Annotated in this window: 13 protein-coding genes and 1 tRNA gene; 9 read left to right on the top strand and 5 right to left on the bottom strand. The window is 71.1% G+C overall.

The window, feature by feature from the left end; all coding sequences use genetic code 11:
• The first annotated feature begins 25 nt into the window (after positions 1–25).
• From prfB to NFT33_RS10895, 7 genes are all read left to right on the top strand, one after another.
• A protein-coding gene (gene prfB / locus NFT33_RS10925) for a peptide chain release factor 2 (protein ID WP_251675262.1) occupies positions 26–1,130 on the top strand; the annotation gives its coding sequence in 2 pieces (ribosomal slippage) (positions 26–106 and positions 108–1,130; 1,104 coding nt in all).
• Positions 1,131–1,158: 28 nt separating this feature from the next.
• Positions 1,159–2,244: an AAA family ATPase gene (locus tag NFT33_RS10920; RefSeq protein ID WP_251675260.1), complete on the top strand. Its 1,086-nt coding sequence runs from the start codon at positions 1,159–1,161 to the stop codon at positions 2,242–2,244.
• A complete protein-coding gene (locus tag NFT33_RS10915; protein WP_220786960.1) occupies positions 2,241–2,837 on the top strand; it encodes a DUF4276 family protein in 597 nt (198 codons plus the stop codon). Before NFT33_RS10920 ends, NFT33_RS10915 begins: the two co-directional genes overlap by 4 nt.
• On the top strand, positions 2,834–3,535 hold the full coding sequence (locus tag NFT33_RS10910; RefSeq protein ID WP_251675258.1) for an HAD family hydrolase: 702 nt from the start codon (positions 2,834–2,836) through the stop codon (positions 3,533–3,535). The genes NFT33_RS10915 and NFT33_RS10910 overlap by 4 nt, the downstream gene beginning before the upstream one ends.
• On the top strand, positions 3,528–6,182 hold the full coding sequence (gene pepN, locus NFT33_RS10905; protein ID WP_251675256.1) for an aminopeptidase N: 2,655 nt from the start codon (positions 3,528–3,530) through the stop codon (positions 6,180–6,182). Before NFT33_RS10910 ends, pepN begins: the two co-directional genes overlap by 8 nt.
• A gap of 88 nt (positions 6,183–6,270) precedes the next feature.
• Positions 6,271–7,299 carry a class 1 fructose-bisphosphatase gene (locus NFT33_RS10900; RefSeq protein ID WP_220786957.1) on the top strand — a complete coding sequence of 343 codons (1,029 nt, stop codon included), beginning with the start codon at positions 6,271–6,273 and terminating at the stop codon, positions 7,297–7,299.
• A gap of 34 nt (positions 7,300–7,333) precedes the next feature.
• Positions 7,334–7,409: transfer RNA gene (locus NFT33_RS10895), tRNA-Thr, on the top strand.
• Between the two features lie 62 nt (positions 7,410–7,471).
• Here NFT33_RS10895 and NFT33_RS10890 read toward each other — a convergent pair.
• Together NFT33_RS10890 and NFT33_RS19255 are read right to left on the bottom strand one after the other, a co-directional pair.
• The gene (locus NFT33_RS10890) at positions 7,472–8,341 is read right to left on the bottom strand and encodes a HEAT repeat domain-containing protein (RefSeq protein ID WP_251675254.1); all 870 of its coding nucleotides are present in this window, start codon (positions 8,339–8,341) and stop codon (positions 7,472–7,474) included.
• Positions 8,325–9,905 (bottom strand): pre-peptidase C-terminal domain-containing protein, encoded by a 1,581-nt coding sequence (locus NFT33_RS19255; protein ID WP_309296141.1) that lies wholly within the window; start codon positions 9,903–9,905, stop codon positions 8,325–8,327. The genes NFT33_RS10890 and NFT33_RS19255 overlap by 17 nt, the downstream gene beginning before the upstream one ends.
• 158 nt (positions 9,906–10,063) lie before the next feature.
• On the opposite strand from NFT33_RS19255, the gene NFT33_RS10870 reads away from it, so the two are divergent.
• Positions 10,064–11,836, top strand: coding sequence for an MbnP family protein (locus NFT33_RS10870; protein ID WP_251675251.1), 1,773 nt, complete (start codon positions 10,064–10,066; stop codon positions 11,834–11,836).
• A 99-nt stretch (positions 11,837–11,935) separates the two neighbouring features.
• On the top strand, positions 11,936–14,464 hold the full coding sequence (locus NFT33_RS10865; protein ID WP_251675249.1) for a cytochrome c peroxidase: 2,529 nt from the start codon (positions 11,936–11,938) through the stop codon (positions 14,462–14,464).
• Positions 14,465–14,473: 9 nt separating this feature from the next.
• Here the strand turns inward: NFT33_RS10865 and recD are convergent, their stop codons facing one another.
• Genes recD through recC form a run of 3 tightly spaced genes read right to left on the bottom strand, consistent with a single transcriptional unit; the run spans position 14,474 to position 24,170 of the window.
• A complete protein-coding gene (gene recD / locus NFT33_RS10860) occupies positions 14,474–16,627 on the bottom strand; it encodes an exodeoxyribonuclease V subunit alpha (RefSeq protein ID WP_251675247.1) in 2,154 nt (717 codons plus the stop codon).
• Positions 16,624–20,454 (bottom strand): exodeoxyribonuclease V subunit beta, encoded by a 3,831-nt coding sequence (gene recB / locus NFT33_RS10855; RefSeq protein WP_251675245.1) that lies wholly within the window; start codon positions 20,452–20,454, stop codon positions 16,624–16,626. The genes recD and recB overlap by 4 nt, the downstream gene beginning before the upstream one ends.
• Positions 20,451–24,170, bottom strand: a complete 3,720-nt coding sequence (gene recC, locus NFT33_RS10850) for an exodeoxyribonuclease V subunit gamma (RefSeq protein WP_251675244.1) — start codon at positions 24,168–24,170, stop codon at positions 20,451–20,453. The genes recB and recC overlap by 4 nt, the downstream gene beginning before the upstream one ends.
• Between the last annotated feature and the right edge of the window lie 29 nt (positions 24,171–24,199).

The following is a 24,199-nucleotide window of genomic DNA, read 5'->3' as shown; positions in this document are numbered from 1 at the left end:
CCCTCTGTCACTGGACGAGAAGATCATGGACATCGAACAAATCAACGCCATCGGCGCCACCCTGGCCGACCTCAGCGAGCGCACCACCGCGCTAAGGGGGTATCTTTGACTACGACCAGAAAGCCCTGAAGCTGGCCGAGGTCAACGCCGCGCTGGAGAACCCCGAGGTCTGGAACGACCCGAAGCGCGCGCAGGAACTCGGCAAGGAAAAGCGCTCGCTGGAGACCGTCGTCGAGACCATCGACCACCTGACGACCCAGCTGGCCGACAACACCGAGCTCTACGAGATGACGAAGGAGGAGAACGACATCGACTCCCTCGCCACCATCGAGGCCGAGACCGCCGCGCTGCGCGAGACCATCGAGCGGCTCGAGTTCCGCCGCATGTTCTCGAACCCGGCCGATCCGATGAACTGCTTCGTCGACATCCAGGCCGGCGCCGGCGGCACCGAGGCCTGCGACTGGGCCTCGATGCTGCTGCGCCAGTACCTGAAGTACTGCGAGCGCAAGGGCTTCACCGCCACGGTCGAGGACGTGACCGAGGGCGACACCGCCGGCATCAAGAGCGCGACCATCAAGGTCGAGGGCGACTACGCCTTCGGCCACCTGCGCACCGAGACCGGCGTGCACCGCCTGGTGCGCAAGTCGCCGTTCGACTCCTCGGGCGGGCGCCACACCTCGTTCGCGTCGCTGTTCGTCTATCCGGAGATCGACGACTCGATCGAGATCGAGATCAACCCGTCCGACGTGCGCACCGACACCTTCCGCGCCTCCGGCGCGGGCGGCCAGCACATCAACAAGACCGACTCGGCGGTGCGCCTGACGCACATCCCGACCGGCATCGTCGTGCAGTGCCAGGACGGCCGCAGCCAGCACAGCAACCGCGACGTGGCGTGGAAGCGCCTGCGCTCGCGCCTGTACGACTTCGAGATGAAGAAGCGTCTGGCCGAGCAGCAGAAGCTGGAGGACACCAAGACCGATGTCGGCTGGGGCCACCAGATCCGCTCCTACGTGCTGGACAACAGCCGCATCAAGGACCTGCGCACCAACGTGGAAATCTCCGCGACGCAGAAGGTCCTCGACGGCGATCTCGACGCCTTCATCGAGGCGAGCCTGAAGCAGGGTCTCTGAGCTGACAACCGCCGCGCAGGAATCGACGATGTTTCTCCGCTCCGCCCACATCCGGCATTACAAGAGCCTGGACGATGTCCGGGTCGAGTTCACGCAGCCGATCACGGTCATCGTGGGGCCGAATGCGGTGGGCAAGAGCAACTTCGTCGATACGCTGCGATTTTTAGCTCAATTCTGCAATCTTGAGGAAAGATACGCCCAAGTGAACACAGATGGCAGCACGGTATGGCAATCACCTATTGTGCTGCGCGGTGGCCTGCAACGAGTTAGACAGCGTGGCATCGGTGTAAAAGACAGAACGCAAATAAGCGTAAACATTGACGTATCCACACCGGATTCAATTCAAGAAACCAAAATTACGTCAACTTTGCCATCAACTGACGGCGAAGATTTCAGCTTACAGACCGAATACATACCTCCAAGGCCGGTCTGGGGCTCAAATCCATTTGATTGCTCAGATTTGGTGAAAAGCTGGCAATTCTCAAGTATTTTTCCAAATACTTTGCGGCAGCCATCTTTTTCATATCGCCCGAACCGCCTCATGGAAGACGGCTCCAACTGGGCGTCGGTCGCACGCGAACTCAAAAAAACCAAGGCTGGCAAAGTAGCACTGAACAACATATCTGAGACAATGCGCAGCATTATTCCTGGCTTCAGGGACATCAAAGTTCGCACTGTCGGCAACTATCTTGTTCCGCATTTTCTCTTCGACGATGGAGGCAAATCCGTCGAATTCGACCCGCTGCAGCTCTCCGACGGCACCCTGCGCATCTTTGGCCTGCTGCTGGCGATCTACCAATTGCCCGCCCCGACACTGCTGGTGATCGAGGAGCCCGAGCACACCGTCTATCCGGGCGCGCTGGGTGTTCTGGTCGATGCCATGCGCGAAGTCTCCGAGCAGACGCAGATCATCCTGACGACGCACAGCCCGGATCTGGTGCATTACTTCAAGCCTGACGAAATCCGCGTTGCCACGATCGAGAACGGTCACACCCGCATCGCTCCGATCTGCACCCCACAACGCGCCGCCATCGACGAACACTTGATGACCGCCGAAGATTTCATGCGCGCCGAAGGACTGCAGCCCGAACCGGCGCAGAAGCCAGCCGCATGAAACGCATCCTGCCCATCGTCGAAGGCGACGGCGACACCACGGCCGTGCCAGCTCTCGTGCGCCGCATCGCCGAGGCACGCGGCATCTACGACCTGCAACTGCTGCCCGCCCACAAACGCGGCGAGTTGCCCGCCGTGCGGCGCCATTTCGACGCCTATCTCGGGGCTGCGCTCAAGCACGAAGCTCCCATCCTGTGGGTCATGGACTACGACTGCGACCAGTGTCATGCCGTCGAGGACGATCTGGCCGATTTGCAGCAACGTGCTCGTAATACCTACAAACGCCAGCCTGTTGAATTTGCACTGATGGTCAAGGAATTCGAGTCGCTGTTTCTGTGCGATCACGAATCCACCTGCCAAGTATTTCCAGACATCCCCGCAAAAACCGCGTGGCCCGCTGACGCGGAAGTCGTGCGCGGCGCAAAGGAATGGATTTCCAAGGCCCGCCCCAAAGGCTTGGCCTACAAGGAAACCGTGCACCAGGTGAAACTGGTCCACCAGCTCGACCTGGATCGCCTGCGGCAGCGCTCATCCTCTTTCCAACGCTTCGAGCAGGCCGTGCTGCGCTTGCTCGACCTCCCTGAGGCAACATGAATTCACCCTTGGCCGCACTGCTGTTCGACATGGACGGCACCCTGATCGACAGCATGCCGCTGCACGACCGCTCCTGGGCGGTCTGGCATGCCGAGCTCGGCCTGCCCTTCGACGACGCCGGCTTCTTCGCCGCCACCGCCGGGCGCACCAACCTCGAGATCCTGCGCGACCTGTTCCCGGCGCGCGACGAGGCGGAGCTGGAGCGCCTGGCCGATCGCAAGGAGGCGATCTACCGCGAGATCGCGGTGCGCGAGCTCGAGCTGATCGCCGGCACCCGCGCGGTGCTGGCGCAGGCGCGCGAGCGCGGCCTGAAGCTGGCGATCTGCACCGCCGCGCCGCCAGCCAACATCGCGCTGGCCTGCGAGCGCTTCGGTCTGGGTGAACAGGTCGACACCATCACCAGCCCGGCCGACGGCCTGCGCGGCAAGCCGCACCCCGACATCTTCCTGGAGGCCGCCCGCCGCCTGGGCGTGGAGCCCGCGCGCTGCCTGGTCTTCGAGGACGCGCCGCTCGGCATCGAGGCGGCGCGGCGCGGCGGCATGGCCGCGGTCGCGCTGACGACCACGCTGCCGGCCGACGCCTTCGCCGGATTCCCGAACGTCGTCGCGACGATCGCGGACTTCTCCGACTATTCCCTGCCCCACAGCCTGCCCCACAGCCTGCCCAACAGCCTGGACCCCGAGACAAGCCATGCGTGAAGGTACTGACACCCTGACCCGACGCGAGGACTACGTCGCGCCGAGCCACTGGATCCGCACGGTCGACCTGAGCTTCGACCTGGAGCCGGCCAAGACCCTGGTCATCAGCCGCATGCAGGTCGAGCCCAATGCCGACCGCCCCGGCCAGCCGCTGCGCCTGGACGGCGAGGACATCACGCTCACCCGCGTGCTGGTCAACGGCGAGAGCGTGTCCTTCCACTTCGAGGAAGGCCAGCTGGTGCTCGACAAGCTGCCGGCCGAGCCCTTCCAGCTCGAGATCCGCAACACCTGCGCGCCGGAGAAGAACACCCAGCTCAGCGGTCTCTACACCTCGGGCGGCGGCTTCTTCACCCAGTGCGAGGCCCAGGGCTTTCGCCGCATCACCTATTTTCCCGACCGCCCGGACGTGATGGCGGTGTTCCGCGTCACGCTCAAGGCCGACGCGAAGCGCTTCCCGATGCTGCTGTCCAACGGCAATCTGGTGGAGTCGGGCACGCTCGACAAGGGCCGCCACTTCGCGGTCTGGCACGACCCGCACCCCAAGCCCAGCTACCTGTTCGCGCTGGTGGCGGCCGATCTGGTCTGCCGCGAGCAGAAGATCCGCACCCGCTCCGGCCAGGACCACCTGCTCCAGGTCTACGTGCGCGCCGGGGACCTGGACAAGACCGAGCACGCGATGAACTCGCTGATCGCGTCGATCGCCTGGGACGAGGTGCGCTTCGGCCTGAAGCTCGATCTCGAGCGCTTCATGATCGTCGCGGTCAGCGACTTCAACATGGGCGCGATGGAGAACAAGGGCCTGAACATCTTCAACACGAAGTTCGTGCTGGCCAGCCCCGCCACCGCCACCGACATCGACTTCGGCAATGTCGAGAGCGTGGTCGGCCACGAGTACTTCCACAACTGGACCGGCAACCGCATCACCTGCCGCGACTGGTTCCAGCTCAGCCTGAAGGAAGGCCTGACCGTCTACCGCGACCAGGAGTTCAGCCAGGACATGGCCGGCAGCCCCTCGGCGCGCGCGGTCAAGCGCATCGAGGACGTGCGCGGCCTGCGCCAGACGCAGTTTCCCGAGGACGCCGGCCCGATGGCCCACCCGGTGCGCCCGGACAGCTACCAGGCGATCGACAACTTCTACACCGCCACCGTCTACGACAAGGGCGCCGAGGTGGTGCGCATGATGGCCACGCTGGTCGGCCGCGAGGGCTTCCGCCGCGGCATGGATCTGTATTTCGCGCGCCATGACGGCCAGGCCGTGACCTGCGACGACTTCGCGCAGGCCATCGCCGACGCCAATCCCGACAGCGCGCTGGCCACCCGGCTGGACGCCTTCAAGCGCTGGTACGCCCAGGCCGGCACGCCGCGCCTGAAGGCCGCCGGCCGCTTCGACGCCGAGACGCGCAGCTGGACGCTGACGCTGTCGCAGCACACGCCCGCCACGCCGGGCCAGACCGACAAGTGGCCCTTCGTGATCCCGGTGGCCATGGGCCTGCTGCAGGCCGACGGCACGCCGGTGGCCGGCTCGGAGCGGGTGCTGGTGCTGGACTCGGCGCAGCAGTCCTGGACCTTCGACGCGCTGGACGCCGCGCCGGTGGCCTCGCTGCTGCGCGGCTTCTCGGCGCCGGTCATCCTGGAATGGGAGGCCAGCGAAGCCGAGCTGTTCACGCTGCTCGGCCACGACACCGACGCCTTCAACCGCTGGGAGGCCGGCCAGCGCCTGGCGGTGGCCCGCCTGCTCGGCGCGGTGCGCGCCGGCGCGCCGCTGGTGCTCGATGCCGCCTACCTCGACGCGATGCGCGCGGTGCTGCGTGACGCCGCGCTCGACTGCGCCTTCAAGGAGCTGGTGCTGACGCTGCCCAGCGAGGGCTATCTGGCCGAGCGCCTGGCCGAGGCCGGCGAGCCGGTCGATCCGCAGGCGATCCACGCCGCGCGCGAGGCGATGCGCGCGCAGCTCGCCCGCGAGCTGCACGAGGACTGGGCGGCGCTGTGGGACGCGCACGCCAGCACCGGCGGCTACCGGCCCGACCCGGTGTCGTGCGGACGCCGCGCACTGGCCAATCTGGCGCTGGCCAACCTGGTGCTCGACGCGGTCGCCCGCGGGGACACGGTCTGGCCGGGCCGCGCGCTGCAGCGCTTCAAGGACGCCGGCAACATGACCGACCGCCTCGGCGCGCTGGCCGCGCTGGTGCACGGCCGCTCGCCGCTGGCCGCCGGCGCGCTCGAGCGCTTCCACGCGATGTTCCGCGGCGAGGCGCTGGTGATCGACAAGTGGTTCGCGCTGCAGGCCGCCGCGCCCGAGCACGACGGCGAGGTCTTCGCGCGGATCCGCACGCTGGCGAAGCATCCGGACTACTCGCTGCGCAATCCCAACCGCGCACGCAGCCTGCTGATGACGATGACCGCGCTCAACCCCGGCGCCTTCCACCGTGCCGACGGCAGCGCCTACGCCTTCTGGGCCGAGAAGGTGCGCGAGATCGACGGCTTCAACCCGCAGCTGGCCTCGCGCCTGGCGCGGGCGCTGGACCGCTGGCGCGCGCTGGCCGAGCCCTACCGCACGCTGGCGCGCGCCGCCATCGAGCAGGTGGCCGCCAAGCCGGAACTCTCGCCCGATACCCGCGAAATCGTCACGCGTGCGCTGGCCGACTGAGGCTCGGGCTGGAAGGCGTCAGGTCGGCGCCTTCCGGAACCGGTAGGATCGCGCCCATCCTGAAACCTGCCTGTAACCCTGTCATTCCATGCCCAAACGCATCAGCCTCACTCAGTACCTGGTCGAGCAGCAGCGCGAGCACGGCCACATTCCGGCCCAGCTGCGCCTGCTGATCGAGATCGTCGCGCGCGCCTGCAAGCGCATCGCGATCGCCGTCAACAAGGGCGAACTCGGCGAGGTGCTCGGCTCGGCCGACAGCGAGAACGTCCAGGGCGAAGTCCAGAAGAAGCTCGACATCATCTCCAACGAGGTGCTGATCGAGGCCAACGAATGGGGCGGCCACCTCGCGGCGATGGCCTCCGAGGAAATGGACACCATCCATGTGGTGCCCAACCGCTATCCGCAGGGCGAGTACCTGCTGATGTTCGACCCGCTCGACGGCTCGTCCAACATCGACGTCAATGTCTCGATCGGCACGATCTTCTCGGTGCTGCGCAAGGTGAACAACACCCGCGGCGTCTCCGAGGACGACTTCATGCAGCCGGGCAAGCAGCAGGCCGCGGCCGGCTACTGCGTCTACGGCCCGCAGACCACGCTGGTGCTGACCGTCGGCCAGGGCGTGGCGATGTTCACCCTCGACCGCGAGACCGGCTCGTGGGTGCTGACGCAGAAGGACGTGTCCATTCCCGAGGACACCAAGGAATTCGCGATCAACATGTCGAACATGCGCCACTGGGCCCCACCGGTGAAGCGCTACATCGACGAGTGCCTGATCGGCAAGGAAGGCCCCAGAGGCAAGGACTTCAACATGCGCTGGGTGGCCTCGATGGTCGCCGACGTGCACCGCATCCTGACCCGCGGCGGCATCTTCATGTACCCGTGGGACAAGCGCGAACCCAACAAGCCGGGCAAGCTGCGCCTGATGTACGAGGCCAATCCGATGGCCTTCCTGATCGAGCAGGCCGGCGGCATGGCCACCAACGGCACGCAGCGCATCATGGACATCCAGCCCACCAAGCTGCACGAGCGCGTCAGCGTGATCCTGGGCTCGCGCAACGAAGTCCGCCGCGTGACCGAATACCATCTGGAAGACGCCGAAAAGACTTCCCAGGCCTAATCTTTCCGGCCTATAATGTGAGTCTTGCACCGATGCCGGTGTAGCTCAGTTGGTAGAGCAGCGCATTCGTAATGCGAAGGTCGTAGGTTCGACTCCTATCTCCGGCACCAGACTCTTGAAGGGGTGATTCCATTTCGGAATCACCCCTTTTCGTTTGGAGCGCCAGATCCGCTCAAGGCCGCGCGAGCTGCCCTTCCGCGGCCGCGGCGCTGCGCAGCAGGGCCTGGCGGACGCCGACGTCCAGCCCCTCGAAGCCGCGGGATCCGGCGGCTGCCGCGCGAGTCATCTCGACGCCCTGGCGGCTCGAGACGCGGCCCAGCACCATCAGCGCATGATCGATGTTGCTGCTGCGCACCTGCTGCAGCAGGTAGTCGGTCGAGTCCATCGTGCCCAGATGGGCCAGCCCATGCAGGGCCGACATCGCCAGCGCCGAGCGCTTCTCGCCGGTGTCGGCCTCGACGATGTGGACCAGCCCGTCGAGCGCCTCCGGCCGCGTGGCCTGCTCGAGCACCTGCAGGATGCGGCCGCGCCATTCAGGCGGCAGCCGGCCATAGTCCTCGCCCAGCGCGGTGATCGTCTCGGCGTCGGCCAGCCGGGCCAGCACGCTGATGGCGCTGCGCTCGACCGCCGGATGCGGGCTGCGCAGCAGCGCCTCACGCCAGGCCGGCAGGCTGGCCGCATCGGCCGTGTCCTCGAGCCGGCGGGCCAGCGCGATCGCGTCGTCGCCCGGAGGCAGCGCGGCCAGCCGGCCGATCTCGCCGGCGGTGGCACGGGCCGCAGGCGGCAGCGCCGGCAGCACGATCGCGGCCGATGCGCCGCTGCCGAACGGCGAGCCGGCGGTCGATCCGGCCGGGACGCTCAGGCCGTCCTGCGTCGATCCAGCCACCGCCGTGGCGCCGCCTTGGGGCGCAGCCGAAGCGGTGCGGTCGCGGGTCAGCCAGACGGCCGTGCCGGCCACCGCCGCCAGTGCCAGCCCGACCACGACCCGCCGGGCCGGCCCCACGCGGCGCGGCGCACGTGAGGACTCAGGGGATGGTGACATTCAGGCGTCCGGTGTTGTTGCTCTCGTCGAGCTCGTCGATCAGGTTCATCGGATCCATGATGATCTCGAGCACATAGTTGCCCGCCGGCACGCCGGTGATGTCGACCCACTGACCCGACAGGTTGGAGCTGTAGACATCCGCCCAGCCGGCCTGGATGCCCTGGTTGCTGCAGGTGTAGCGCGCCGAAGGGTTGGCGCCGCTGTCGATGCGGGTGATGTCCATCAGGCAGAAACCCACCTTCTTGCCGGTGCGCACCACCGCACCGCTGCTGTCGAGCAGCCGGTACTGCGCGAAGCTGCGGAAGTGGTAATGGCCGTGGCAGCCGCCCCACTCGAAGGCGCTGTTCGAGGCCGGATTGCCCAGCACCAGATCGGCAGAGCCGATGTTGCGCGTCTGGGTGTTGAAGCGCAGCAGCCGGTGCGTGCCGGCGGTGATGGTGCCCTCCTCGATCTCGCAGGCATTCGCCGCGAAGGTCTCGGTGGTGATGCGCGGATTGGCGGCGTCCATCGCGATGGTGATGTCAGGCTTGCCGGTGCTGGCGGTGCCGGACTGGGTGGCCCTGAGCGTCACGCCGGAGTAGGCGCGGTAGCCGTGCAGCATCAGGAAATAGTCGCCCGCGCGCGGCGTGGCGATCGTGACCGTCTCGGCATTGCCCGACAGGTAGGGCCGCTGGTCCCAGGTCGAAGTGGTGGCGAGCTGCCCGTACTTCACATGCAGGTCGGCATCGCCGCTGCCGCCCGAGATCGAGAAGCTCACGCTGCTGACGCCCGCCGGCACCGCGACGCGGAAATTGGCCACGCTGCCCTGGGCGCCGGCCAGATTGGCCATCGATGCGCCGATCGCCAGCGTCTGCACCGGATTGATGATGGTGTAGGTGCCGGAGCTCACGCTGCTGACCGACTGGCTGCCGGCAAAGGCCGCCGCACGCACCTGGGTGGTCGCGGTGACCAGGATCGGTGCGGTGTAGACCTCCGAGCCGGTGCTCGGGGTGCTGCCGTCCAGGGTGTAGCGGATCACCGCATCGGGCGTGGCCGAGGCCAGGCTGACGCTGACGCGGCCGGAGTGCGTGCCCGGCGCCGGGCTGAAGGTGGGCGCAGCCACCGTCGCCGCCGAGCCGCCGCCGCCGTCATGGGTGGCCTTGAGCGTCAGACCACTGTAGGCGCTGTAGCCGCGCAGCATCACATGCCAGGTGCCGGCCGCCGGTGCACTGACCGAGACCGCTTCGTTCGAGCCGCTGCGGTAGGGGCGGTAATCCCAGGTCGACAGCGTCGGCTGGGCGCCGCGCCGCACATACAGGTCGGCGTCGCCGGAACTGCCCGCGATCGAGATCGACAGCGTACGGGCGCCCGCAGGCACCTCGATCGTGTAGTGGCGCTGGCTGCCATAGGCACCGGAAATGCCGCCGACCGCGGTGCCGCTGGCCAGCGCCTGCGGCGCGGAGGCGGTCTGGGCCGCAGCGGGCACGGTGACGGTCAGTCCAGGCAGCGCCAGCGCGGCAGCCAGGAGGAGGCGGGCCAGCAGCGGTCCCGGTCGGAGTGCGGTCAGTGCTGTCAGTGCGGTCATGTCAGGGCTTGTGTCGGGCGTGCTTGTGTATCAATTCACAAATTATGTTACATGCATTTACATTGATGCACCCCTCCTTTTCGCCGATGCCTTCGCGCATGCGCTCTGCTCTGACGTCCATCCCGCTTCTCTCTGCACGGCGGATCGCCCGCCTTGCCGTGATCTGCCTGCTGCCGGCCTCGGCCGCGGCGACTCCAGCCGCGTCACCCGCAACACAGGCATCCACGCCACGGATCACGCTGCAGGTCATCGACCGGACCGGCCGGGCACTGGAGCCCGACCGGCTTGGCGCGGTGCAGGACCGGCGCGGCCGGGCGCTGTCGATCAGCCGGCTCGACCTGATGCTCTCGGGCCTGCAGCTGCAGACCGGCGATGGCCGCTGGGTGGGTCCGGCCGGCTGGCATGGCCATTTCCGCGCCACCCAGCCCGAGCGGCGCGAGCCGCTGCCGGGCCTGGCGCCGGGCCGCTACCGCGCGCTGCGCTTCGCGATCGGCGTCGCGCCCGAGGCCAACCATGCCGACCCGAACCGGCTCGCGCCCGGCGACCCGCTGCATCCGCTGGTCAACGACATGCACTGGGGCTGGACCGGCGGCTATGTCTTCGCCGCAATCGAGGGCCTGTGGCAGTTCGACCGCGCCAGCGCCGGCCGAACCGGCGGCTTCTCCTATCACCTGGCCGGTGACATCAACCGCATCGCCGTGACGCTGCCGGGCCCGCTGCAGCTGGCCGCCGGCGGCACGCTGCGCCTGAAGCTCGATGCCGGCCGGCTGCTGGCGGCGGTCGACATCTCGAAGGACGGCGACTCGACCCACTCGCGCGGCGACGACCCGCCCTCGCGGGCGCTGAGGGCGGCGCTGGCACGCGCCTTCCGGGTCGAGGCGCTGGCCCCGCAGGCGGCCGCAGACCCGCGCGGCAACGCGACCGCTTCCGGCGCAGCCCCCATCGGCACCACGCCTTACCGCTGGAGCGTGGGCGCCCACCTGCCCCGGGTCACGCTGCCGGCCGACAACCCGCTGACCGTGCAGGGCGTGGCGCTCGGACGCCAGCTCTTCGGTGATCCGCGCCTGTCACGCGACGGGCGCATCAGCTGCGCGACCTGCCATGTGCCCGACCGGGCCTTCGTCGATCCGGGCCGGGCGACCAGCCGCGGCATCGACGGCCGCGAAGGCCAGCGCAACACCCCGGCGCTGAGCAATCTGGCCTGGAGCCGCCATTTCGGCTGGGATGGCGGACGCAGCACGCTGCGCGAGCAGGCGCTGCGTCCGATCGAGCTGATGCACGAGATGGGCGACCGGCTGCCGCAGGTGGTCGAGCGGCTCGGGCGGGATGCGGCGCTGCAGGCGCGCTTCCGTCAGGCCTTCGGCGGTCCGGTCAGCGCACCGCGCCTGGGCCTGGCGCTGGAGCAGTACCTGCTGACGCTGGTGGCGCAGGACGCGAAGTTCGACCGGGTGATGCAGGGCCGCGCGCAGTTCAGCCCGGCCGAGAAGCGCGGCTTCGAGCTCTTCCTGACCGAGCACGACCCGCGCCAGGGTCTGCGCGGCGCCGACTGCTTCCACTGCCACGGCGGCAGCCTGTTCACCAGCCAGCAGTTCGCCAGCATCGGCCTGCCGCGTCTGAAGGGCCGCCCGGACGATCCTGGCCGCGCCGGCGTCACCGGGCTGGAGAGCGACCGCGGCCGCTTCCGGGTGCCGAGCCTGCGCAATGTCGAGCTGACCGCGCCCTACATGCACGACGGGCGCTTGCGCACGCTCGAGGAAGTCATCGACCACTACGACCACGGCGTCGAGCGCACCCCGAATCTCGATCCCAACCTGGCCAAGCATCCGCCTGCCGGCATGGGCCTGTCCGCCGAGGACAAGGCCGCGCTGGTGGCCTTCCTGAAGACGCTGACCGAAGTGGCGGAAACGCATCGCATCCAGCCAGGAAACTGAATTCCAGCTGAAGGATTTGTCAAGACGAATCTTCTCCAGCGCTCAGATGTAAACAATTGTTTACTCTTGGTAACCCAATGTATCAATTGGAGACATCTCATGCGCACGTCTCGCCTCGCTGCCCTGCCGCGCCCCTTGTCCTCGGAGCCGGACCGATGCCACCCGCTGGCGCTGCCGCTGATGGGCGCCTGCGCGCTGCTCACGCTGAGCGCCCTGGCGCTGGGCGGCCAGGCCGTCTTCGCGCAGACCGCCGAGCCGGTCAATGCGCCCACCTCGCTGAAGGGCGTCGCCCGGCCGGAGCCGCCCAATCTGGGCGAGTTCGTGCAGAGCAGGACCGAGGCGATCGCGCTGGGCAAGGCGCTGTTCTGGGACCTGCAGCTCGGCAGCGACGGCAAGACCGCCTGCGCCTCCTGCCACTTCCAGGCCGGCGCCGACAGCCGGAGCAGGAACCAGCTCTCGCCGGGCCTGAACCGCATGGCGTCGCTGACGTCGCCGAATCCGGACACCAGCTTCCAGCTCGGTGGCCTCAACTATCAGTTCACGCTGGCCGACTTTCCGCTGCACAGGCTGGCCGACCCGAACAACCGCAACTCGACGGTGCAGCGCTCGGTCAACGACGTGGCGGCCTCGCAGGGCGTGTTCCTGGAGCAGTTCAACGGCGTGACCGGCACGCTGTTCGGCGTGCCGACGATGCCGCCCTTGAGCAACGGCACGCTGCTGCAGGATGCCTACGCCACCTGGTACGCCTCGACCACCGAGCAGCGTGCGCTGGTGGCCGATCCGCTCTTCCGCATCGCCGGGATCAACACCCGCCGGGTCGAGCCTCGCAACACGCCCACCGTCATCAACGCGGTCTTCAACCTGCGCAATTTCTGGGATGGCCGCGCCGAGTTCGTGTTCAACGGCGTCAACCCCTTCGGTCTGCGCGACCCGAATGCACGCGTGTTCAGGAACGTGCAGAACGGCACCACCTGGTCGATGCAGCCGACCGCCGTGCGGCTGACCCATGCCAGCCTGGCCTCGCAGGCCTCGGGCCCGCCGGGCAACCATTTCGAGATGAGCGCGCAGGGCCGCAGCTTCGCCGACATCGGCCGCAAGATGCTCTATCTGCGCCCGCTGCAGACCCAGGCGGTGAGCAGCACCGACAGCGTGCTGGGCGCGCGTCGCCACGGCAGCGGCCAGGGCCTGAACGAGGCGAACTACGCCGCGATGGTGAAGAAGGCCTTCCGCCCCGAGTGGTGGAACGGCGACCGGCTGATCCAGGTGAATGCCGACGGCTCGAAGACGCTGGTGACGCTGACCTCGACGCCGGCGGCGAACCAGTACACCCAGATGCAGCACAACTTCAGCCTGTTCTTCGGACTGGCGCTGCAGCTCTACCAGGCCACGCTGGTGTCGGACGACGCGCCCTTCGACCGCTGGGCGGCGGGCACCACCACCGCGATGTCGACCTCGGCGCAGCAGGGCTTCGGCCTGTTCATGGGCAAGGGACGCTGCGTCAACTGCCACGGCGGCGCGGAGTTCACCAACGCCTCGGTGCGCAAGATGCTGGCCACCCCGATGGCACGCATGACGATGGGCAACGGCGCAACCGCCGTCTATGACGAGGGCTTCTACAACATCGGCGTGCGCCCGACGCTCGACGACCTCGGCGCCGGCGGGAAGGACCCGTTCGGCAACCCGCTGGCCCTGTCGGCGCTGGCGCAGCTCGGCCGGATGCAGGCGCTGACCGGCATCGCGCCCAATCTGGCGGTCTCCGCCACCGAGCGGATCGCGGTCAACGGCCAGTTCAAGACGCCGACGCTGCGCAATGTCGAGCTGACCGCGCCCTACTTCCACAACGGCGACTCGGCCACGCTGCGCCAGGTGATCGAGTTCTACAACCGCGGCGGCAACTTCCACGACCAGAACCTGGCTGACCTGGATGCCGACATCACCTCGCTCGGGCTGACCGAGGACGAGAAGACCGCGCTGGTGGAGTTCATGAAGGCGCTGACCGACGACCGCGTGCGCTTCCACGCCGCGCCCTTCGATCACCCCGAGCTGCGCATCCCGCACGGCCATCCCGGCTCGACCACCAGCGTCACGAACGACGGCAGCGGCCGCGCCACCGACGCGACGGTGACGCTGCCGGCGGTCGGCGCAGCGGGTTATGCCAAGGGCTCGACGCCGGCGAACTTCCTGGGCACCGGCTTCTCGGGCCAGCCGGTGGTGCAGCTGCGCACCGCCTCGGGAGCTTGCGTCAGTGCGTTCCTCAATCTGGGTCTGGCCGGCACGAAGCTGCAGGCACAGACCTGCGGCAGCGCCTCGGCACAGCGCTTCCGCCTGGTGCCGGAGGCCGAGGGCAGCCAGATCCTGGTGCCGCAGCACGCCACCGGGCTGGTGATGAAGGTCGGCTCGCTGCTGTCGACGCTCGACGGCGTGGACATCACCATCGGCCTGAACGACGGCCAGCGCGACCTGCACTGGCGGCTGGAGGAGGTCGCCGCCGGCCAGGTGATGCTGCGCAACCGCCACAGCGACAAGTGCGTCGAGATGGGCTTCGACCTGCTGCTCGGGCGCAAGGCGGAGCAGCGCACCTGCTCCAGCGTGCGCACCGACCAGCTGTTCCGGGTGACGCCGGTCTGATCCGACCGCTCAGCCGCTCAGCAGCCCCGGCAGCCCGCTGGCGCGCCGGGTGCGCCGCTGCAGCGCACGCGCCCAGACGCTGCGGTCGGGCGCCACCAGCGTGAAGGCGCCCTTGGCGCGGGTGATGCCGGTGTAGACCAGCTCGCAGCTCAGCACCGGGTTCATCTGCGGCGGCAGCACCAGCGCCACATGCGCGAACTCCGAGCCCTGCGACTTGTGCACCGTCATCGCGAAGGCGGTCTCGACCCGAGAGAGCCGGCTGGCCATCACCGAGCGCGGCGGCAGGTCGTCGCCGTCGACGAACCAGACCCGCAGGCTGCGCCCATCGGCCGAGGGCAGCGCGATGCCGACATCGCCGTTGTGCACGCCCAGCGCCGGATCGTTGCGGGTGACCATCACCGGCCGGCCGGCATACCACTCGCCGGCGGCCAGGCGCCAGCGTGCGCGCGCCCGCGCCTCGATCAGTGCGTTCAGGCCCGCCACGCCCCAGTCGCCCTCGCGCAGTGCGCACAGCAGCCGGAAGCGATCGAAGGCGCGCAGCACGCCGACCACCCAGCGCTGGTGGGCCGCCTCGTCCGGCCCGTCCGGCCCGGCACGCAGCGCCTCAAGGCACGCGGCATAGCCTTGCGGTGCGCCGGGGCGACCATCGAGCGCCAGCGCCACCACCTGCGCCAGCGCGGCCGATTCGGTCGCGCCCTCGGGCAGCGTCAGCCGCGCGACCGCGTCGTCGCGCTCGCGCAGCACCTGCGCGGCGCGGCCGACATCATTGTCGTTGACCGCCAGCGCCAGCCGGCCGATCGCGCCGCCGAAGCGCCGGCTCTCGCGCAGCATCACCGTCTGCTGCGCCAGCACCAGCGGCGGCGCGCCCGCCTCCCGGTCGCGCGAGGCCGGCAGGCACATCGCCGGCGGCAGTGCCTGGCCGGTGCAGTCGGCGATCCAGCGTGCGCTGTCGGCGTCGTAGTGGCCATGCACCGCGCCGCGGCAGAAGTCGCCCAGCACCGCGCCGGCCTCGACCGAAGCCAGCTGGTCGCGGTCGCCCAGCAGCACCAGCCGCGCCGAGGCTGGCAGCGCCGCCAGCAGCGCGGCCATCATCTCCAGATGCACCATCGAGGCCTCGTCGACCACCAGCAGGTCGACCTCGAGCGGATGGCGCGCGTCATGGCGCAGCGCGCGGGTGTCGGGCCGCGCGCCCAGCAGCCGGTGCAGCGTGGTGGCCTCGCGCAGGCGCTCGCCCAGGTCGGCCCAGTCGAGCACGCCCGGCAGCGCCTGGCCGAGCTGCTGCAGCGCCAGATCGATCGACTGCTTCAGCCGCGCCGCGGCCTTGCCGGTCGGCGCGGCCAGCGCGATGCGCAGCGTGCGCGGCGCCGGATGCAGCGCGTAGCCCAGCGCCAGCAGCCGCGCGACGGTGTAGGTCTTGCCGGTGCCGGGGCCGCCGGTGATCAGCGCCAGCCGGCCGCGCAGCGCCACCGCGCAGGCGATGCGCTGCCAGTCGGGGCCGTCCGTCGGATCGCGCGGGCTGAACAGCCGGTCGAGCCAGCGGCGCACCTCGGCCGGATCGGGCGTCGGCCAGCCGGCGGCCTCGACGGCGTCCGCCGGACGCACCCGCGCGCGCACCGCCTGCGCCACCGCCTGCTCGTCGCGCCAGTGGCGGCGCAGGTAGAGCCGGCCGTCATCCTCCAGCCGCAGCGGCGCGCCCGGCCGCCGGGCCTGCGCGGTCTCGACCGCGCCGCTGTCGCGCAGCGCCGCCATCCAGTCGGCCAGCTCGCCCGGCAGGCGCTGCAGCAGCGCCGCCAGCGCCTGCTGCGCCACGGCCGGACCGTCGAGCCAGCCCTCGTCGTCGGCGCGCGCGGCCGCGCCGGGGCGGCGCTGCGCCAGCAGCTCGGTCAGCTCGATGCAGGTGTGGCCGCGGCCCTCGCGCTGCGCCAGCAATGCGGCGGCCAGCAGCGCCGTCACCGGCGCCTGCGGGCATTCGTCGGCCAGCCAGCGCGCCAGCGCGACATCGAGCCGGCGCAGCCAGCCCTGGGCGCACCAGTCGTCGAGCAGCGCCAGCAGCTCGGCGGCCTCGGGAGCCGCCTCGGCCGGATCGACCGGTTCGGTCGGATCGGGCAGATCGAACAGGTCGGCCTGGGCCGGATCGGCGGGAAATGCGGTCGGTCGGGTCATGCGCAGGCTTCGTCGGCGTCTTCGGCCGTTTCGGGCTGGGCGCCCAGCGCCCGGTCAAGCGCCAGCAGCAGCGCCGTCGGCGGGCGCAGCAGCACGCAGCCGCGCTCGGGGCCGCGGATGCCGCGCAGGAACAGGCAGATCGCGCCGCCGAGGTGGGCTTCGGGGTCGTAGCCCGCGCCGAGCCGGCGCCCGAGCAGCCGGTGCAGCGCCAGCAGGTAGAGCACCGCCTGCAGCTCGTAGCGGTGGTCGAGCACCGCGCGCTCCAGCGTGGCGCGGTCGTAGTCCGCGTCGCGGTCGCCGAGGTGGTTGGACTTGTAGTCGATCACCCACCAGCGCCCGTCCTGCTCGAAGACCAGGTCGACGAAGCCCATCATCATGCCGTCGAGCTGGCGCGACACCAGCGCCGGGCGCTCGCGTCCGGGCAGCAGCGCCTGGCGGCACAGCCGGTCGAAGGCGGCACTGTCGAGCTGCCGGCTCGGCATCCAGAACTCCATTTCCGGCAGCAGCGCGTCGACCTGCTCCAGCGCGGCGCCGCCCAGCGGCGGCAGCGGCGCGGCCAGCACCGCGTCCATCCAGTCCAGCACCTCCTCGGTGCGCTCGCCGTGGCCGGCCCGAACGCAGCGCCGCTCGGCCATCCAGCGCACCGCCGGCTCGGCGCGGCGGCCGAAACCCTCCTGCGCCAGCAGCTGCAGCAGCTCGTGCAGGAAGTTGCCCGGCAGCGCACCGCGCGGAAAGCGATGCCAGGCCGGCTCGGCCTCGGTCTCGGCCGCAGGCTCGACGGCGGGATCGCCCGTCGGCTGCACCGCCCATTCCTCGCGCACCTGCTCCTGGCGACGCGGATCGGCCAGCAGCGCCGGCAGGCCGGAGCGGTCCCAGACCTCGGCATCCTCCTCCCCGGGCAGCGGCGACGCCGTCGCCTCCTTCAGGTCGCGCACCAGCGCGGTGAAGCTGCCGACCGCCCAGTCGCGGTCGAAGGCGGCGCGGTAGACCGGCGGCTCGGCCAGCGGATGCGCCGGCGCACGGCGCTGCAGGCGCGGGCGCTGCGTCACCGGCCGCAGCGGCGTCGCCTCGATCGCGCCGGCCACGAACGGATCGGGCGGCCGGAACGCGCACAGCGCCTGCAGGGCCTGTCCGACCTGCTCGACCGTCATCGCGGCGCCGCCGCCGAGCAGGTGGCCGAGCGCGCTCTGGTGCAGCAGATGCTCGTCCTGCGTGCGCGGCCTGCGCGCCAGGCCGACGCCCAGCCACAGCAGATGGCGCGGCCGGGTCAGCGCGACATAGAACAGCCGCAGATCCTCGCGCAGGCGCTCGCGCTCGGCCTCGTCCAGCGCCTCGCCGTCGGGCGCGAAGTCCAGCCGGCGCCGGCCCTCGGCATCGACCCGCTCGACGAACGGCGCATCGCCCTTCTTCACCGGTCGCGCCGACGCCGCGAAGGGCATCACCACCACCGGATATTCCAGGCCCTTGGACTTGTGCACCGTGACGACCTGCACCAGCTCGGCATCGCTCTCCAGCCGCACCACCCGCTCGTCGCTGCCGGCCTGACCGCCACCGCTGCCCAGGCCCGAGATCTGCTCGGCCAGCCAGCGGATCTGCGCCTGCTCGCCCTCGAGCCGGCTGCTGGCCGACTGCAGCAGCTCGCCCAGGTGCAGCAGGTTGGTCAGGCGCCGCTCGCCGTCGGCCACCTCCTGGCCGGCCAGCCAGCGCGCCGGCAGGTCCAGCAGATGCAGCGTCTGGCGCACCAGCGTCAGCACGCCCTGGCGCTGCCAGACGCGGCGCAGCTGCGCCAGCAGCGCCAGCCGCGCATCCCAGGCCACATCGTCGTGCACCAGCCGCGCCAGCTCGTCGAGCGACAGGCCCACCGTCGCGGTGGCGAAGGCCGCACGCGCCAGCCGGGTGTCCTGCGGCTCGGCCACCGCCTGCAGCCAGCGCAGCAGGTCGCGCGCCTCGGCAGTGTCGAAGACGGGATCCTGGTCGGACAGATAGACCGAGGCCACGCCGGCCCGGCGCAGCGCCCGGCGCACCGCCTCGGCCTCGCGGCGGTTGCGCACCAGCACCGCGATGTCGCCCGGCGCCAGGCGGCGCGCCTCGCCGCCGGGGCGGCGAAAGGCCAGGCTCGCGTCGTCGAGCCAGTCGACGATGCGCTCGGCGGCGCGGCGCGCCAGCGTCTCGCGCAGTTCCTCGGCCGGCAGCGGCGTCGGCAGCCACTCGATCTGCAGCGCCGGCAGCGCGGTGTCGCCACGGCCCAGCGTCTCGTCGCGCCCCTGGGCGCCGACCGGATCGAATGGCAGCGTGGCCTCGCGGCCGGCACCCGGCTCAGCCGGACCACCGAAGCCGAAGGCCTCGCCGGGCCGGCGCTGCTCGGCCTGCAGGAAGACCGCGTTGACCGCACCGACCAGCGCCTTCGTCGAGCGGTAGTTGGTGCCCAGCGCGTGGTGGCGCCCGGCGGTGGCGCGGCGCACCGCCAGGTAGCTGTAGATGTCGGCGCCGCGGAAGCGGTAGATCGACTGCTTCGGGTCGCCGATCATCAGCAGCGCGGTGGCCGGATCGTCGTCGGCGACCCGGTAGAGGCGGTCGAACAGCCGGTACTGCAGCGGCGAGGTGTCCTGGAACTCGTCGATCAGCGCGACCGGGTACTGCGCCAGGATGCCCTCGCGCAGCCGCGGGCCGGCCTCGCCCGCCAGCGCCTGCTCGAGCCGGCGCTGCAGGTCGGCGAAGCCGAACTGCGCCGAGGCGCGCTTGAGCTGGTCGAGCCGCTGCGCGATGCGCCGCGCCGCATGGCGCAGCAGGCGCGGGCCCGGCGGCTCCAGCGCCGCCAGCTCGGCCTGCAGCGCCTCGAACTCGGCGAAGGCGGCCGGGATCTCGCCGCAGTCGTGGTTCTTCTTCAGCGCCTCGCGCAGGCCGTCGGGCGTCAGCCGCCGCGCGCCGGTGTCGGGCTGCAGCACCAGCCGCTCGGCCAGCGCATCCTCGGCCCAGGCGACGATCTGGCCATGCCATTTCTCCAGCGACTTCGGATTGACCTTGACGCCGCTGAACGGCGGCTTCGGTCCGTTCTGCTGGCGGTGGATCCAGGTGAACATCGCCTCGGCCCGCTCGACCCAGCCGGCCTTGAGCGCCAGCAGCCGCGCGCGGCGCGTCTCGACCCAGTCCGGCAGCCAGTCGGGCAGCGCCTGCGCGCCGTCGGCGGCGTCCAGCAGCTCCTCATGCATCAGCAGCGGCCGGGCCTGGCGGCCCATCGCCTCGGCATCGGGCCACTGGCGGTGCAGCAGCTCCAGCGCGGCCATCGGCAGCGGATAGACCTCGCGGCGCCAGACATCGAGCACCGCCTGCTGCAGCAGCTCGGCCTCGTCGGCGACCAGCTCCTCGGTGAACAGGCTGCCGCTGTCGAAGGCATGCTCGCGCAGCGTGCGCTGGCACCAGGCGTCGATGGTGTGCACCGCCGCCTCGTCCATGCCCTCGGCCGCCAGCGCCAGCCGATGCGCGGCGCGCGAGCGGGCCGCCTCGTCGGCGCAGTCGGCGGCCAGCGCCTGCACGAAGGCGTCGCCGCTGGCCGCCAGCGCCGCGGGGTCGCGGAACAGGCGCGCCGCATCGATCAGCCGCTCGCGGATGCGCGAGGACAGCTCGCGCGTCGCCGCGCGGGTGAAGGTCATCACCAGGATCTGCGCCGGCAGCAGCGCCCGCGGCTCGCGCGTGCCGTGGTCGCCGTGGCCGAGCACCAGGCGCAGGTAGAGCGCCGCGATGGTCCAGGTCTTGCCGGTGCCGGCGCTGGCCTCGATCAGGCGCGAGCCGCGCAGCGGCAGGGTCAGCGGATCGAGCCGCGTGCTCATGCTGCGTCCTCCGCACCGGCCGCGCCGGCGCCTTCGTCCTCGTCGCCGGCCTCGGCATCGCCCAGCGGCTCGACCGTCACGCCGCCGTCGCGCACCCAGGCGTGCAGCGGACCGTAGAGCGCCAGCGTCCAGCCCTCGAAGTCCGGCGCCTCGCGCAGCGTCTCCCAGTCGGGAAAGACCCGCGCCAGCGCCGGCTCCTCGCTTTCGCCGGGCAGCGCGCGAGCGCCCTGCCCGCCCTCGAAGGCGGTGCGGGCGCGCTCGTCGGCGCGCTCCTCGTCCAGGCCATTCAGCCAGGCCAGCGAGGTGCGCAGCGCCGCCGGCAGCGGCGCCTCGCGCTGCCGGCTCCAGCCCGACAGCAGCGCCTCGACCGCCTCGCGGGCGGCCTGCGCCGACGGCGGCTGCAGCCGCAGCACCGCGTCGCGGCCGATCAGCCGGCCCTCGACCGCATGGCCGCAGGCGGCGGCCAGCAGCAGGCGCAGCCACGGCCGCAGCAGCTTGTCGGCCTGCGGCGCCAGCGCGCCCTTGTCCGGGCCGGTGGTGATCGGGCGGCACAGCCGGCGCGCCTCGATCGCCAGCCACAGCGGCGGCGCCTCGGCCGGCGCGCCGGGCTCGCGCCGCAGCGCATCGAGCCAGTCGTCGATGCGCAGATCCTGATGCTGCACCGCCAGCTGCAGCGGCCGCACCGGCTCGGACCACCGGTGGCGCGCGCGCTGCCACTCGCGCCAGACCGGCGCGCTCTGGCGCGCGAAGCGCAGCCGCCACAGCTCGCCCAGCCCGGCCAGCGGCAGCTCGCCCCGGCGCGCCAGCCGCGCGGTGCGCCGCAGCAGCTCGGCCCGGCAGGCCGCCAGCGTCATCGGCGCGCCCGTCTCCCGGCCGCGGTCCTGGTCGAGCAGCTCGCGCAACAGCAGCGTCTCGTCGAGCGCACCCAGCGCCAGCGGCTCGTCGTCGGCGGCCTGCACCGCCAACGGCGGAAACTCGACATCGAGGCGCTCGCGGAAATGGTGCTGCACCGGATTGCGCAGGAAGCGCTCCAGCCGCGCCAGCGTCAGCGGCTCGTCGTCGCGGGCGGGTGCCGGTGCCGTGGCGGCGCCCGTCGCCGGCCCGGGCAGCGCCGCGCCGGCCTGCGCATCGGCATGGGCCTGGCGCCACTCGCGCGCCCAGGTGCCCGGCGCCTCGCCGTCGCCGGCCCGCCCGGGCTCGGCGACCTCGAAATAGCGCCGGCTGAAGGGCTGCAGCGGATGCTCGGTGGTCAGCCGCGTCGACAGGCCCCCACCCCAGCCCGCGTCCAGGTGATCGCGCAACTGCGCCACCAGCACCGAGGGCGGCTGCTCGCTGTTGTCGCGCACGCTGCGCCCGGACCCGCTGATCGACAGGCCGCGGCGCGCCGCCAGCAGCGCCTCGAGCATCAGCATGCGGTCATCGTCGCGGCGGGCGCGGTCGCCGGGGCGCTGCGTGCCGGGCAGCGCCAGCAGGTCGAAGTCGCTGCGCGGTGCGCGGCGCGGGTAGTCGCCGTCGTTCATGCCCAGCAGGCAGACGATCTCGAACGGAATCGCCCGCATCGGCATCAGGGTGCAGAACACGACGCCGCCGCCCAGGAAGCGGCTGTTCAGGCTCGGCTCGTCGACGCCGGCCAGCCAGCCCTCGCGCAGCACCTCCAGCGGCACCGGCGGCGCAAAGCCGGCGTCCTCGCAGTCGTCGAGCCAGCGCCCGAGCGCCTCGGTCAGCGAGGCCAGCAGCAGCCGGTCGGTCTCGTCGACCGGCTCGAAGAAGGTCTCGAGCAGCCGCACCGCACGCTGCTGCCAGACCGGGGGCGTGGCCGGCACGGCGGCCTCGCTCCACCATCGGCGCAGCGCCGCGATCAGCGCCGCCAGCGAGCCGGCGATGCCGGCATCCAGGCCGCCGACCTCGTCGTAGGGATCGATGTGCAGCCAGGGCGAAGGGCTCCCCTCGTCGTCCATGTCCTCGTCGAGGCGGCCGTGGGCGTAGCCCAGCAGCATGCGGCGCAGCCCGAACAGGCCGCTGTTGACCTCGCCGCAGGCGCCCAGGCCGAGGCCGTCGCGCTGCGCCGCATCCAGCCCCCAGCGCACGCCGGCGCCCTCGAGCCAGCGCGCGGCGGTGGCGCGGTCCGCGTCCTGCAGCCCGAAGCGCGCCGCCAGCGCCGGCACGTCGACCAGATCGCGCAGCTCGCCGACGGTGCAGCGCTGGCGCGTGACCTTCAGCAGCCATTCCAGCGCCACCAGCATCGGCTGGCGCCCGCGCAGCTTCAGGTCGGCGATCTCGTAGGGAATGCGGCGCGCGTCGCCGGGCGCGTGCTGGCCGAAGACCGCATGGATCAGCGGTGCCCAGGGCTCGATGTCGGGCACCATCACGACGATGTCGCGCGGCGCCAGCGGCGCGCCGGGGCGGCCGTCCGGGCCCGTCGGCGGCTCGGCCAGCAGGTCCAGCAGCCGGTCGTGCAGGATCTCGATCTCGCGCATCGCGCTGTGCGCGATCGTGAAGCGGATCGATCGGTCGTCCGAGGCCAGCGGCGGCGCGGCGGCCTCGCGCTCGACGATCTCGGGCAGCGGCAGGCCGTCGCGGATCGCGCGCTGCACCCGCACCAGCAGCGGCACGCCGCGCACCGGATCGTCGGCCGCGTCCAGGTCCTCGTCGAACAGGTCGATGCGCGGCAGCTGGAAGCGCGACTGCGCGGCGGCCGCATCGTCGAAGCGGTCGAGCATGCGGATGAAGTCGCGCCCCTGCCGGCCCCAGGCGGCCAGCAGCGGATGCGCATGCGCGTGCATGCGGTCGAGCGGGATCTCGGCCAGGTCCAGCCCGCCGCGCAGCGGCTGGCGCCGTCGCAGCGTGCGCAGCAGCTCGCGGCCGTCGAGGATGTCGGCCCAGTGGAAGCGGCAGGGATTGGGCACCGCCAGCAGCACCTGCGCCCGCTGCGACAGCGCCACCAGCGCCTCCAGCGTCTGCCACGGCAGATGGCTGTGCCCGAACAGCACCACCCGGCGCGGCAGCGGCTGGCGCGGCGCGTCGCCCGCCTCGACCGCCGCGACGAAGCGCCGGTGCACATCGCTGCGCACCGCGCGCCGGCCGCCCTCGTCGAGCGACGCCAGCAGGCCGTGCCACAGCCGCGCCTGCCAGCGCTGCGCCTCGGGCAGCGCCATCTCGCGGCCGTCGCCCAGGCGCAGCACCTCGCGCCCGCGGCCCCAGTCGTCGAGCCAGTCGGCACGGTAGATCTGGTACTGGTCGTAGAGATCGGCCAGGCGCTCGGCGAGCTGCAGCCGGCGCACCGGATCGTCCAGCGCACCGCCACGCGTGGCGCCCGCCTCCAGGAACTGGCGCAGCGGCTCGAAGCCGGGCCGCTCGATCCAGCCGGGCAGCGCCTGCATCAGCCGCCAGGTCATCGGCGCCTTGTCGAAGGGCGAGCGCGCCGGCGCGCCGTCGCGGCCGAGCATCGCCCGGTACAGCCGCCACAGGAAACGCGCCGGCAGCTCCACCCGCGAGGCCGCGCAGACGCCGCTGCGCCGCGCCAGCGACATCTTCATCCACTCGGCGATGCCGTTGCTCTGCACCAGCAGCACATCGGGCTCGAGCGGATCGAGCGGCTGGCGGTCCAGCCAGGCGAACACCGCCTGCTGCAGCAGCTCGAGCCGGTTGCCGTGCAGCACCAGCAGGCCGGGCGTCAGCTCGTGACGGTGGACAGACGTTCCTTCAGGCTTCGACATGGGCCGCAGTATCGCCGCTGCGCCAACTG

This window comes from Sphaerotilus sp. FB-3, assembly GCF_023706025.1.
In the GTDB taxonomy this organism is placed as follows: Bacteria; Pseudomonadota; Gammaproteobacteria; order Burkholderiales; family Burkholderiaceae_C; genus Sphaerotilus; species Sphaerotilus sulfidivorans.
This window is presented reverse-complemented; position numbering and strand designations above follow the sequence as displayed.

Excerpts from the sequence above, each read along its gene's own strand:
- NFT33_RS10920 (WP_251675260.1), top strand. The coding sequence starts at position 1,159 with ATGTTTCTCCGCTCCGCCCACATCCGGCATTACAAGAGCCTGGACGAT.
- NFT33_RS10915 (WP_220786960.1), top strand. The coding sequence starts at position 2,241 with ATGAAACGCATCCTGCCCATCGTCGAAGGCGACGGCGACACCACGGCC.
- NFT33_RS10910 (WP_251675258.1), top strand. The coding sequence starts at position 2,834 with ATGAATTCACCCTTGGCCGCACTGCTGTTCGACATGGACGGCACCCTG.
- pepN (WP_251675256.1), top strand. The coding sequence starts at position 3,528 with ATGCGTGAAGGTACTGACACCCTGACCCGACGCGAGGACTACGTCGCG.
- NFT33_RS10900 (WP_220786957.1), top strand. The coding sequence starts at position 6,271 with ATGCCCAAACGCATCAGCCTCACTCAGTACCTGGTCGAGCAGCAGCGC.
- NFT33_RS10890 (WP_251675254.1), bottom strand. The coding sequence starts at position 8,341 with ATGTCACCATCCCCTGAGTCCTCACGTGCGCCGCGCCGCGTGGGGCCG.
- NFT33_RS19255 (WP_309296141.1), bottom strand. The coding sequence starts at position 9,905 with ATGACCGCACTGACAGCACTGACCGCACTCCGACCGGGACCGCTGCTG.
- NFT33_RS10865 (WP_251675249.1), top strand. The coding sequence starts at position 11,936 with ATGCGCACGTCTCGCCTCGCTGCCCTGCCGCGCCCCTTGTCCTCGGAG.
- recD (WP_251675247.1), bottom strand. The coding sequence starts at position 16,627 with ATGACCCGACCGACCGCATTTCCCGCCGATCCGGCCCAGGCCGACCTG.
- recB (WP_251675245.1), bottom strand. The coding sequence starts at position 20,454 with ATGAGCACGCGGCTCGATCCGCTGACCCTGCCGCTGCGCGGCTCGCGC.
- recC (WP_251675244.1), bottom strand. The coding sequence starts at position 24,170 with ATGTCGAAGCCTGAAGGAACGTCTGTCCACCGTCACGAGCTGACGCCC.